At 39.2% G+C, this 11,862-nt stretch carries 11 protein-coding genes; 6 read left to right on the forward strand and 5 right to left on the reverse strand.

The features are described 5' to 3' along the window. Positions 1 to 20 precede the first annotated feature (20 nt). On the forward strand, positions 21 to 1,376 hold the full coding sequence (gene trhP / locus EL244_RS10110) for a prephenate-dependent tRNA uridine(34) hydroxylase TrhP (RefSeq protein ID WP_126460677.1): 1,356 nt from the start codon (positions 21 to 23) through the stop codon (positions 1,374 to 1,376). 211 nt (positions 1,377 to 1,587) lie between these two features. Here the strand turns inward: trhP and thiD are convergent, their stop codons facing one another. Beyond that, positions 1,588 to 2,385 (reverse strand): bifunctional hydroxymethylpyrimidine kinase/phosphomethylpyrimidine kinase, encoded by a 798-nt coding sequence (gene thiD, locus EL244_RS10115; RefSeq protein WP_126460680.1) that lies wholly within the window; start codon positions 2,383 to 2,385, stop codon positions 1,588 to 1,590. A gap of 465 nt (positions 2,386 to 2,850) precedes the next feature. Here thiD and pagP point away from each other — a divergent pair, with 465 nt between their 5' ends. Further along, positions 2,851 to 3,426, forward strand: coding sequence for a lipid IV(A) palmitoyltransferase PagP (gene pagP, locus EL244_RS10120; protein ID WP_006815363.1), 576 nt, complete (start codon positions 2,851 to 2,853; stop codon positions 3,424 to 3,426). An 85-nt stretch (positions 3,427 to 3,511) separates the two neighbouring features. Here pagP and EL244_RS10125 read toward each other — a convergent pair whose 3' ends face one another. Together EL244_RS10125 and mgrB are read right to left on the reverse strand one after the other, a co-directional pair. Beyond that, positions 3,512 to 4,876 (reverse strand): amino acid permease, encoded by a 1,365-nt coding sequence (locus EL244_RS10125; protein WP_126460683.1) that lies wholly within the window; start codon positions 4,874 to 4,876, stop codon positions 3,512 to 3,514. 173 nt (positions 4,877 to 5,049) lie between these two features. Next, the gene (mgrB, locus tag EL244_RS10130) at positions 5,050 to 5,190 is read right to left on the reverse strand and encodes a PhoP/PhoQ regulatory lipoprotein MgrB (protein ID WP_071599555.1); all 141 of its coding nucleotides are present in this window, start codon (positions 5,188 to 5,190) and stop codon (positions 5,050 to 5,052) included. 248 nt (positions 5,191 to 5,438) lie between these two features. Between mgrB and EL244_RS10135 the strand changes: the two genes are divergently transcribed. From EL244_RS10135 to brnQ, 3 genes are all read left to right on the forward strand, one after another. Beyond that, complete coding sequence (locus tag EL244_RS10135; RefSeq protein ID WP_006815365.1) at positions 5,439 to 5,822, forward strand: helix-turn-helix domain-containing protein; 384 nt, start codon at positions 5,439 to 5,441, stop codon at positions 5,820 to 5,822. Between the two features lie 171 nt (positions 5,823 to 5,993). Beyond that, the gene (gene yidA, locus EL244_RS10140; RefSeq protein WP_006815366.1) at positions 5,994 to 6,803 is read left to right on the forward strand and encodes a sugar-phosphatase; all 810 of its coding nucleotides are present in this window, start codon (positions 5,994 to 5,996) and stop codon (positions 6,801 to 6,803) included. A 224-nt stretch (positions 6,804 to 7,027) separates the two neighbouring features. After that, entirely contained in the window at positions 7,028 to 8,359 is a 1,332-nt protein-coding gene (brnQ, locus tag EL244_RS10145; protein WP_126460686.1) for a branched-chain amino acid transport system II carrier protein, read from the forward strand. Between the two features lie 41 nt (positions 8,360 to 8,400). Here the strand turns inward: brnQ and yddG are convergent, their stop codons facing one another. Further along, on the reverse strand, positions 8,401 to 9,288 hold the full coding sequence (gene yddG / locus EL244_RS10150; protein WP_112837551.1) for an aromatic amino acid DMT transporter YddG: 888 nt from the start codon (positions 9,286 to 9,288) through the stop codon (positions 8,401 to 8,403). 167 nt (positions 9,289 to 9,455) lie between these two features. After that, positions 9,456 to 10,916, reverse strand: coding sequence for an alanine/glycine:cation symporter family protein (locus EL244_RS10155; protein WP_126460689.1), 1,461 nt, complete (start codon positions 10,914 to 10,916; stop codon positions 9,456 to 9,458). A 636-nt stretch (positions 10,917 to 11,552) separates the two neighbouring features. Here EL244_RS10155 and EL244_RS10160 point away from each other — a divergent pair. Beyond that, positions 11,553 to 11,801, forward strand: coding sequence for a DinI-like family protein (locus EL244_RS10160; protein ID WP_006815370.1), 249 nt, complete (start codon positions 11,553 to 11,555; stop codon positions 11,799 to 11,801). The last annotated feature ends 61 nt before the right edge of the window (positions 11,802 to 11,862 follow it).

Consider the following 11,862-nt stretch of genomic DNA (forward strand, 5'->3'; position numbering starts at 1 on the left):
ACATCAGACTGAGAACTAACATGTTTACACCAGAATTATTATCCCCAGCAGGTTCCTTGAAGAACATGCGTTATGCGTTTGCTTATGGTGCCGATGCTGTATATGCCGGTCAACCCCGCTATAGCCTGCGCGTGCGTAATAACGAATTCAACCATGAGAATCTCGCTAAAGGGATCCAAGAAGCCCATGAACTAGGCAAGAAATTCTATGTTGTGGTGAATATTGCCCCACACAATGCCAAGTTGAAAACTTTTATTCGCGACTTAACCCCTGTGATTGAAATGGGGCCTGATGCGCTGATCATGTCGGACCCCGGTTTAATTATGATGGTTCGTGAAGCTTTTCCTGAGATGGACATTCATTTATCAGTACAGGCGAATGCGGTTAACTGGGCTTCAGTGAAGTTCTGGAAACAAATGGGATTAACTCGCGTGATTTTATCTCGTGAGCTTTCGCTCGATGAGATTGCAGAGATCCGCCAACAGGTTCCTGATATGGAACTTGAAGTGTTTGTCCATGGTGCATTATGCATGGCATATTCTGGCCGTTGCTTACTTTCTGGCTACATTAATAAACGCGACCCAAACCAAGGGACTTGCACGAATGCATGCCGTTGGGAGTATAAAGTTGAAGAAGGTAAAGAAGATGAGGTCGGGAATATCGTGCATGTTCACGAGCCAATTCCGGTGAAAAATGTTGCACCAACATTAGGTGAAGGCGAACCAACCGATAAAGTTTTCATGATTGAAGAAGCCAAACGTCCAGGCGAATATATGACCGCCTTTGAAGATGAGCATGGCACTTATATCATGAACTCTAAGGATTTACGTGCCATTGAACATGTGGAAACCTTGACCAAAATGGGTGTTCACTCTCTAAAAATCGAAGGACGTACAAAATCATTCTATTATTGTGCTCGCACCGCTCAAGTCTATCGCCGTGCTATCGACGATGCCGTTGCAGGTAAACCTTTTGACCCTACTCTGCTATCCACTCTTGAAGGATTAGCACACCGTGGTTATACCGAAGGATTCTTACGCCGCCACACTCACGATGCTTATCAAACCTATGAGTATGGATATTCTGTCTCCGATACCCAGCAATTTGTTGGCGAATTTACGGGGAAACGTGTGAATGGCTTGGCTGAAGTCGATGTGAAAAATAAATTCAGTGTTGGTGACAGCTTAGAGTTGATGACGCCATCGGGTAATATCGTCTTCACATTAGAATCCTTAGCGAACCGCAAAGGCGAAGCCATTGATGTGGCCCCAGGTAATGGGCATATTGTTTATTTACCTGTACCTGAAGATATCGATATCAGCTTTGGCTTGTTGATCCGCAACCTAGCAGGTACAACAACAAGAAACCCTAGCTGAGAATAGTTCTCGTTCTTGACAATGGCTTGAAAAAATGCAGTCAATATCCAAATTTATGCAACAGATCACATCAATTGGTTATTCGATATCGTATAGTCACTGTCGAAAACGAAGAACTAGAAAGTCATAAATTAAGACTAGGAACCACCTCCTTGGCTGGCTCAATCTCCCTTGAGCTAGCCATTTCTTTTATCTGTCCCCTGATAAATTCTTACCACCAACGATGAAAATGATGGACAGGGCCAAATCCTGAGCCTACCTCTAAACTATCCGCTTGTTCTAATGCGCCCTGTAAATAGGCTTTTGCTTCAATAACCGTTTGTTGCCAATCCGTGCAACGAGGTCTGAGTGCGGCTAATGCAGCAGAAAGTGTACAACCCGTGCCATGGGTGTTTTTGGTATTAATACGCAAAGATGTAAAACGCCATTCGCCTTGGGGTGTAATCAACCAATCAGGACTTTCAGCATCACTTAAATGCCCTCCTTTCATCAGTACGCCTTGGCAGCCTAAATCTAATAATCGCCGACCTTGATCAATCATTTGCTCTTCGGTTTTAGCCATTGCTTCATCAAGCAGTACTGCAGCTTCAGGTAAGTTGGGAGTGATAAGAGAAACTATCGGTAGTAATTCACATCTTAGAGAGTCTACCGCATTAGGTAGTAGTAATGGGTCACCACTTTTAGCGACCATCACGGTATCAAGCACAACATAGGGAATAGAATATTGTTTTAGTGCATCAGCAACTACGATGACATTATCTTGGTTCGACAGCATGCCAATTTTGGCACTATCAATACGTATATCACTCAATACCGATTCAAGTTGAGCAGCCACGAATTCTGGCGGCAAGTTATGAACAGATTGCACTCCACGGGTATTTTGAGCCACCAATGCGGTCATCACACTCGCGCCATAAGCTCCAAGTGCTGAAAACGCTTTAAGATCGGCTTGGATACCGGCACCACCCGATGGGTCAGTTCCTGCAATCGTTAATGCATTCACTCTCACTAATCACCTCTCTTTCTGATTAAATATCAATCTAGTTTGCACATATTATGGTTAGACTCTATCTTGGCAAACTTGAATATTCATTAAAATAATCAATCAATAATATTATTTTGATTGTCTCATATGCGATATCAATTACCAGTGAAGATATTTTCTAATGTGATGAATATTAATTTTTCATTCTAATTTAGAATGATTTCAGCTTTTTTGGCGATTAAAGATGCATTTTATCCTTACTTATCATCGTTAAATAGATAAAACCCAATAAAGATAATATATTGATTACTTACACTATATTACTGAATGATTAAGTCATTATCCTAAATTAACTAATTACTACTATCCTATTCCGCTTATCTTTATTAAAATAATTAAAATTATAACTATTCCAATAGCGATAATGCATTAATTATTATCATGTCAATTATTTGAAATTATCAAAAGATAACCAGAACTGGATCCGCAATGAGAGTAAATAAAAACATACAGTTGGTTGTAGGCGCATCGATCATTATGTCAGCCTCAATCTGCATGTCATCACCTGCCTTAGCTGAAGAAGAATCCGTCGGTTTATGGGATAAATTTACCAACAATGTCAGCGCTACTTGGGATTCTGATAAGTATGAATTATATGTTCCCTTCTTTACGTGGCATAACCGCTTTATGTACGATAAAGAAAAAACGGATACTTATAATGAAGAACCTTGGGGTTTTGGTATTGGTAAGTATCGTTACGATGAAGACAATGATTGGCATGCGTTGTATGCGATGGCCTTTATGGATTCTCACAATAAAGTTGAACCGATTGTAGGTTACGGTTTCCAAAAAATGTGGATCCCTGGTGAAATTGATGGTTTCCGAATGGGAGCTGGTTTCACTTTGGGGATTACAGCCCGTGAAGAGTATAGCTACATCCCTATTCCCGTTCCATTACCGTTAGTTTCTATTGAATATGATAAGCTTTCTGTCCAAGCAACCTATATTCCGGGAACCTATAACAATGGTAACGTCTTGTTTGCATGGCTACGTTGGCAGTGGTAATCACTACTTAAAAACTAGTCTCAAAAGAAAAGCCGGTAGATAAAAAATCACCGGCTTTCTTTTTTAGTATTTCTACTCGAAAATATTACGCTATTTTATTTTCTACATTACGCTTTTTAGTTCCGGAGAACTGATAACCAATCCATAGGACTAAAATCCATAATGGCATAATAAGTACCGAAATACGTAATCCATCCATCATTAAAATGATAACCAAGATCAGCAAAAGGAATGCCAAGCAGAGGTAGTTACCAAATGGGTACCAAATACTTTTGAATTTTGTTTCTATGCCCTGTTTATTCATTGCCGCTCTAAACTTCAGGTTCGAGATACAAATCATAATCCAGTTAAGAACCAACGTTGTCACCACAAGGGACATTAATAACTCAAACGCACGACCTTCCATGATGAAATTGATTAAGATCCCCCCAGACGTCGCGATACCTGAAATAATCAGCGCCATCACGGGTACTCCACCTTTATTGACTTTCACCATAAATTTGGGTGCATTACCTTGCTGAGCTAAGCCATACAACATACGGCTCGTACAATAAGCGCCGCTGTTATACACAGATAACGCAGCAATTAGGATGACAACGTTTAATGCGTTAGCAACGAACAAATCACCCAACTCATGGAAAATTAATACAAATGGGCTGGTTTTGCCATCTAACTGCACCCATGGATACAAGGCTAACAATACAGCTAAAGAACCGATATAGAAAATCAAAATACGGTATACAACTTGGTTAATCGCTTTTGGAATGCTTTTATCTGGATCTTCTGCTTCAGCAGCCGTAATCCCAACCAGCTCCAAGCCTCCAAATGAGAACATAATAATTGCCAGTGCCATCAGCAACCCGCTAAAATCTTTCGCGAAAAACCCGCCATATTCCCATAGGTTGCTGACCTTAGCTTGTGGGCCGCCATGTCCACTAAACAGTAAATAACAACCAAATATAATCATTGCAACAACGGCAATGACTTTGATCAGTGCAAACCAGAATTCTGTTTCACCGTAGGAGCGAACATTGATTAAGTTAATTGCATTGACCGCAATAAAGAAAACAAGTGCAGAAACCCATATTGGCAGTTCAGGCCACCAGTGTTGCATATATTTGCCTGCGGCTGTCAATTCTGTCATCCCAACCAGAATAAACATGACCCAGTAGTTCCAGCCAGATAAGAACCCAGCAAAACCGCCCCAATATTTAAATGCAAAATGGCTAAAAGAACCCGCGACCGGTTCTTGAACAATCATTTCCCCAAGCTGGCGCATGATGAGGAAGGCGATAAACCCACAAAGAGCATACCCGAGCAATACTGAAGGCCCTGCCATCTGTATCGTTGTGGCTATTCCTAAAAACAGCCCAGTCCCGACAGCGCCTCCCAAAGCTATTAATTGAATGTGTCTATTTTTTAATCCGCGCTTGAGCGTCTGTTGCTCCATATCTTTACCCTTTCGTCCTCTTGCTTTTTTATCTTCGTCCACAGTGGTGATAATCACTCAAGTTTATTTGAATTTTTCAATTAACACTACTGAAAAGCGGACTGTCTGCCTGTCTTGTCATTTTTTTAAAAAACGACGAACTAATATCAAGCATGACGTTGCAAAAAGCAAATTCAAAATGGTAACAAGCTGGTTACGCGGCATATTCCTAAGATAAAGTCATCTCCCCCTTGGTCACACAGGCTATCCATGGCAAGAAGATATAAAAAAACGCAGCTTAATATAATAGTGATAGCTAGCAGTATGTTACGCATGAAATAGGGATTCTCTAAAACGTTAGCCTGATTCAATGCTAATTAATTTTTTTATCACTAACTTAGCAAAAATAGGCAATTCGCCCTTTTCAATAAAATAATTGTTTATTTTTACAGCTTATGTGAACTAACTGGCTCTGAGTGTGTGTTTTTCATACAAAAATCTCGTATACCGCACAACCAACCTTTGTCATGGTGAAATGAAGTTGTGTATACTTCAGTTACCGTAAAATAAAAATGAATTAGAGATGGCACAAGATAACCACTTAGCACTTGTAATTGCTTTAAGTAAATGGATTGAAGAGCATCTGGGGCGAGTCATCCACTTGGAAGAGCTGGCTGCTTATTCAGGCTATTCCCTTTGGCACATGCAAAAAATCTTTAAAGAAGTCACAGGGATTTCTTTAGGTAAATATATACGCCAACGTCGATTAGCGGGCGCTGTGAATTTATTGAGAAATAGCAATCAATCTATCTTTGATATTGCGCTTGATTTTGGCTTCGGCTCCCAATCGCATTTTACGTATATGTTCCGTAAAGAATATGGCATTACTCCGTTTGATTTCAGGCAAAATGACCAGATCCAGCTGGATGTAAAGCAACCACTGCACTTAACCGAAGACTATGAGTGAATTTGTTTTACGTGCATTATCAATGAGTTTGTTCATTTTAATGCAATAAAACATGGGCATTCATAATCTATATCTTTTTTTGATTGATACCCGCATCAGTCAGTTAGATAATTTACATTCTTAATAATCAGAGTAAGGTACTGACATAAAACTCTAATTTAGGAGGCGTTGATGTCTATTAAACTAGTCGCCATTGATTTAGATGGTACGTTACTCAATTCCCAACACCAAATATCCCCTAACGTTAAAAATGCCATCGCTCATGCCCAGCAAAAAGGTATTCGCATTGTATTGGCTTCGGGTCGCCCCTATTCTGGCATTCAACCTTATTTACAAGAGCTTGGGTTAGATACTACAAATAATTATTGTATTAGTAATAATGGTAGCGTTATTCATCAAGCTAACGATGGAAGCCATGTATATGAAGATTTGTTAGATTTTGAGGATTATCAGTACTTCGCCGAGCTGGCTAATAATATTGGGGTTCATATGCATGCCTTAGCAGATAACACAATGTTTACTGCTAACCGACACATCAGTCGCTATACCATCCATGATGCCTATTTTACGAATACCCCTTTAGTTTATTGCCCAGTCAATGAGATGGATACCTCATTAAGTTTCACAAAAATCATGGTCATTGATTACCCTGAAAAATTAGAAATTGGTATCAGCTATATTCCAGAAAATACGTTCGAAAATTATTCTCTAATTCGTACTAGCCCCTACTTTTTAGAAATATCGAACAAAGATGCCAGTAAGGGTTCCGCACTACAGGTTTTATGTGAAAAGCTTGCTATAACCCCCGATAAGGTCATGAGCATCGGAGACCAAAATAATGACATTGCGATGCTAAAATACGCCAGTGTTTCTGTTGCAATGGGGAATGCGGAGCCACATATCCGTGAAATGGTGAAATTTGTGACATCGACCAACGATTGTGATGGTGTTGCCGTCGCAATAAATAAATTTATTGTCTAGATATTTTAGATTTTAAAGTTCAAATTCCTATAAATTTATTTTACCTCTATTGGATATGCCTATTGTTTGCACATTTGGCATATCCATCCGCTACCTTAGCTTACCAACTCTTTTATCCTTCCCCTTACTTACCTTACCAAATTTGATACTATCTGCAGCGTTCAAAAAAGTGACCATATGCTAACAAACACAATAAAAAATCAACATCACTAACAGGTAGTAAAATGTTTTCAACAAAAGATATGTTAATTCTTGGAATGATGGTTTTTGCCTTATTTTTAGGTGCAGGAAACATCATTTTTCCTCCAATGGCCGGATATCAATCAGGAACAGACTGGTTCAATACCTCCCTAGGTTTTCTGATTACTGGCGTATTATTGCCCTTTTTAACGCTAGTTACCGTCGCGGTAAAAGGTCGAGGTGAAAAACTATCAGTCGATTTACCTAAATGGGTTGCCGTTATTTTTTGGGTTGCTCTTTATTTGATCGTCGGTTCAACCTTTGCCATGCCAAGAGTGACAAATACCGCTTTTGAAATGGGCTTTCTGCCATTAGGTCTGGTTGAGAAAAATACTTTCTCGCATCTGACTTTTGCACTCATTTTCAATTTTGGTTCTATGTTCTTCATGTTGAAGCAAGGTACGATGATCAGTGCCATTGGTAAATTTATGACGCCCGCACTGCTAATTCTGTTAGTGGTTGTCGGTATCTCTGTCGTGCTAGATCCACTATCGTCTATCAATCAGCCTGTAAATCAGTATGCAGAGTTTGCCTTCTTAGGTGGCGTAATTGATGGCTATCAAACCATGGATGTCTTATCTGCAATGGCATTCGGGGGGATTGTTGCTCGTGCATTAGCTTCTAAGCAAATTACCGAACCTCGCCAAGTTGCCATCATTACGATCAAAGCCGGCCTAATTTCTGTCAGTTTATTAGCTGCACTGTATATTTGCTTATTCTATTTAGGGGCGACGAGCGAGCAAGTTGCTAATACAGCAACGAATGGCGGACAAATTTTTTCTCGCTATGTGGATGTTTTATTTGGTTCGATTGGTACGTGGATTATGTGTGGGATCGTATTGCTAGCCAGTATGACCACCTTAGTAGGCGTTACCAGCGCATGTGCTGATTATTTCGCAACGTTCCATCATCGTTTAAGCTATCGGTTCTGGGTGGTATTTTTCACCTTATTAACGACCATCGTTTCAACTTTCGGTCTTGATACGTTGCTACGTGTGACAATTCCTGCACTACTGATGATTTATCCGTCCTCGGTAACTATCGTATTCTTGCAATTTGCTCGTCAATATATGGCGGCCCCACGAGTCACTTATGGTATTACCATTGCAGTGGTTGTTTTGATGAGCTTATTTGATACATTGAATAATATGAAATTATTAAGCGGTTCAGTAAAAGAAATACTGATGACACATTTGCCGCTATTTGAACAAGGTATGGGTTGGTTAATTCCGGGACTGATTGCTTTCATTATTTCGATGTTTATCGGTAAATTTACGGCAAAAAGAGATCCTTTTGTAGAGCGAAATTTGGTCTAATTAATTAGATGAAGCCCGCATTTTGCGGGCTAATACCGTATTTAGCGGCGTCTTGTCGCGATAAAACAAGTTATTGACCCGATGGTGACCATCACAACTCCCTGCCAAAATCCCCATGTTAATGCCGTACTCAATAGCATTGAAGAAAATGCGGTAGAGATCACAGGGGTAAAATAAGAGAGAGTTCCCAAAAATGCGACGTTACCCTTGATAATTGCAACAGTCCAAAGAGCGTTAGCGCCTCCCGTTGCAATTGCGGTGATCAGCAATAAACTCATACTGTTCAGATTAATATTAAATGGCGCTGGCTCAGAAAGTAAAAAGAGTCCCCATAGCCCAATAGATGTCATGATAAAGAATAAGACCATTCCATTGCATCCATTCGCCATACGCTTCGTAATATTGCTGTAAAACGCCCACAATATTGCGCCCACAAAGGCCAATCCATAGCTTATCGGGTTACTTTGAATATTCGATAAAATAGCATCTAGCGATAGAGGCTGGTCTCCAGAAATCACCCATAATAGCCCAGCAAATGCCAATATTAGCCCTAATATCAATAACAATGTAAATCGCTGTCGATTAAATAATACAGCGAGCGCGATTGTAAAACTCGGCCAAAGATAATTCACCATTCCCAGCTCAATCGCTTGTTGACGGTTATTGGCTAAACCCAGAGCCAATATGAAACAAATCTCATAGCTAACAAATAGAAAAGCCCCCCAAAAAAGATAGCGCTTAGGAAATAAATGGATTTTAGGTAGCCCCATCACAGCCACTAACACAAGACTACCAATAGAGTAGATTAAGGCTGCACCACCTATGGGACCAAAGTTTTCGCTTGTGCTACGAACTAAACCAACCATCGTGCTCCATAATAATATGGAAATTATGCCGTAGAATGTTGCTGCATGTTGCCCTAGTTTCATAGCCTGAATAACATCCTCGTAATCGGTAAAATATCCATGAGTATATTTCAAAAACATTACGCTCCAAGCACGAGAAAGCAAGTCTTTTTTATCAATTTCTATTTATAAAAAAAGCACTTAGACATTTATCTAAGTGCTTAACATTATTTAATACTACAGCATCATTGCTATGAGCGAACTTCCTTACTCACCCACTGCTCTACAGACTCTTTTTCCCAAATTCCATCTTCAATTTGCTTTTTTAACTCTGGATGATCATTGATATCAAAAGTAGGCACCTTTCCATCACGGCGTTGTTGGTTGTAATCATTGGCTAACTTAAATGCCACTCCAGACAATAGGAGAATCGCAATTAAATTGGTAATCGCCATCAAGCCCATTGATAAATCAGCGAGTTTCCAGATCAATGGCATTTCTGCTAAAGCACCAAACATCACCATCCCTAAAGCAGCTAAGCGGAAAATAAACAAACCTGCGGTATGGTTATTTTCGAGGAAAATCATGTTACTTTCTGCGTAAGCATAATTTGCAATGATTGAAGTAAAAGCAAAAAAGAAAATAGCAATAGCGATGAAAGTTGAACCCCAACTTCCGACAGAAGATGACAATGCTAGCTGAGTAAGTTCGATGCCATTAACTTGTTCAATTGGGCCATCTAACACACCAGATGCCAAGATAATAATTGCCGTGGCGCTACAAATAACGATTGTATCCATGAAGACACCCAACATCTGTACGTACCCTTGGGATGCAGGATGAGGGGGATAAGGAGATGCAGACGCAGCAGCATTCGGCGCAGAACCCATTCCAGCTTCATTAGAAAATAGTCCCCGCTGAATTCCTTGGGTCATAGCTTGTGCGACACCATAGCCCACAGCTCCCCCTGCAGCCTCTTGTAAGCCAAATGCATTACGAAAGATCAACATAAATACATCGGGTAAGCGTTCAATATGGTGCCCAACAACCCAAAAAGCGAGCAGTAGATATGCAATTGCCATGATAGGCACAACTAGCTCCGCGACTTTAGCAACTGATCTTAATCCACCAAAAATAATCACACCACTTAAAATAACTAATACGATACCAACATAGAGAGGATTAAAATCAAATGCTACCGCAGTGGCTTGAGCAATAGAATTAGCTTGAACGGCATTAAAAACCAAACCAAAGGCAATGATTAAAAAGATTGAGAATAAAACTCCCATCCAACGTTGTTTTAAGCCTTTTTGCATATAATAAGAAGGCCCACCACGATAGTTACCTTGGTCATCTTTGGTTTTATATAACTGAGCGAGGGTACATTCTATAAATGATGTTGCCATACCCAATAGGGCTACAACCCACATCCAAAATATGGCTCCAGGTCCCCCTGCCGTGATAGCAATAGCTACCCCAGTTAAGTTTCCAGTGCCAACTCGGGCTGCTAAGCTGGTACATAATGCTTGAAATGACGAAATTCCTGATTTGTCTGCCTGAGTGCTGTTTTTAAGTATGCCAAACATATGGCCAAAGTGTCTAAACTGAATAAATTTAGACCGTAATGTAAAATAAAGACCGGCTCCGAGTAATAAATAAATTAGTAATGAGCCCCAAATAAAATTACTGATTGAGTTTATAAATTCTATCAAATTACTCTCCTTTTATTAGAACAACTAAATTAATATTTAGTTGATGATTAATTTCGCTCCATATTAGCCAATAATAGTTAAACACATAAAAACCATGAGCCATAAAGGTTCATAATTTAAATCAACGTAATTCAACACGACGCCTGAATTATATTTTTTTTGCTTTTCATGTAAATTATTTTCTGTTTTTTATACATGATGATGCTTGTTTTTTAACATGTCTTTGTTAAAAAAGCCTTGAGTCTCAATATTATAATACATTAAATATCATCACGATAAGATTGCATTGATTGTTTTTTTGCTCAAAATTAAACAATCGTTTGAATTTGGTTGTTTTTTAGACTGGTTTAATTGATTTCATTATCTAAATAGTTCATTTTACTTATATAAATAATTTAAATTTTTCGTAGGGAGTTAAACTTAAAAAATTACAAATCTAACTTTTGACTATAATTAAATATATAAAAATTATAATCTAAAAAGATCCATATAATAATAAAATCATATCCAAGCTAATAATAACTTTTGTCCTCGCTCATTAAATCTTTTTTGTATCATCCAAATAAGATTATTGCTTATGTTTTATGATAACAATACACTGATTAAAAATTAGCTTTTTACATCAAAGGGTAACATATGGATATCAATATTAAAGTTTCCGACGACGCAGTGGCAAAACTCTCTGAAAAATCCCATGAAGCATTCGTTGCCGAGCTGCATGCTCGCATATTGGAAGTTTATCCCGGTAGCAATCTGAAGATTACACATGATATGGGGCCAACAACATTTAATACCAGCGGATTTCATGATGACAAAGAAGCTCATATTGTCTTACATGAGCTCGTTGAAGATGTTTTGCACCATGGCCATTGGTTAAAAAACTAACCTAAACCTCCCCCTTTACCAGCCTACCTAAGTATTTCAGGCTGGTATTCCTTGTCCTACA

The organism is Providencia rustigianii, assembly GCF_900637755.1.
Classification (GTDB): Bacteria; Pseudomonadota; Gammaproteobacteria; order Enterobacterales; family Enterobacteriaceae; genus Providencia; species Providencia rustigianii.

Coding starts and splice junctions, on each gene's coding strand:
- EL244_RS10160 (WP_006815370.1), top strand. CDS start 11,553: ATGGATATCAATATTAAAGTTTCCGACGACGCAGTGGCAAAACTCTCT.
- mgrB (WP_071599555.1), bottom strand. CDS start 5,190: ATGCGTAACATACTGCTAGCTATCACTATTATATTAAGCTGCGTTTTT.
- EL244_RS10125 (WP_126460683.1), bottom strand. CDS start 4,876: ATGGAGCAACAGACGCTCAAGCGCGGATTAAAAAATAGACACATTCAA.
- yddG (WP_112837551.1), bottom strand. CDS start 9,288: ATGAAACTAGGGCAACATGCAGCAACATTCTACGGCATAATTTCCATA.
- pagP (WP_006815363.1), top strand. CDS start 2,851: ATGAGAGTAAATAAAAACATACAGTTGGTTGTAGGCGCATCGATCATT.
- yidA (WP_006815366.1), top strand. CDS start 5,994: ATGTCTATTAAACTAGTCGCCATTGATTTAGATGGTACGTTACTCAAT.
- EL244_RS10135 (WP_006815365.1), top strand. CDS start 5,439: ATGGCACAAGATAACCACTTAGCACTTGTAATTGCTTTAAGTAAATGG.
- trhP (WP_126460677.1), top strand. CDS start 21: ATGTTTACACCAGAATTATTATCCCCAGCAGGTTCCTTGAAGAACATG.
- brnQ (WP_126460686.1), top strand. CDS start 7,028: ATGTTTTCAACAAAAGATATGTTAATTCTTGGAATGATGGTTTTTGCC.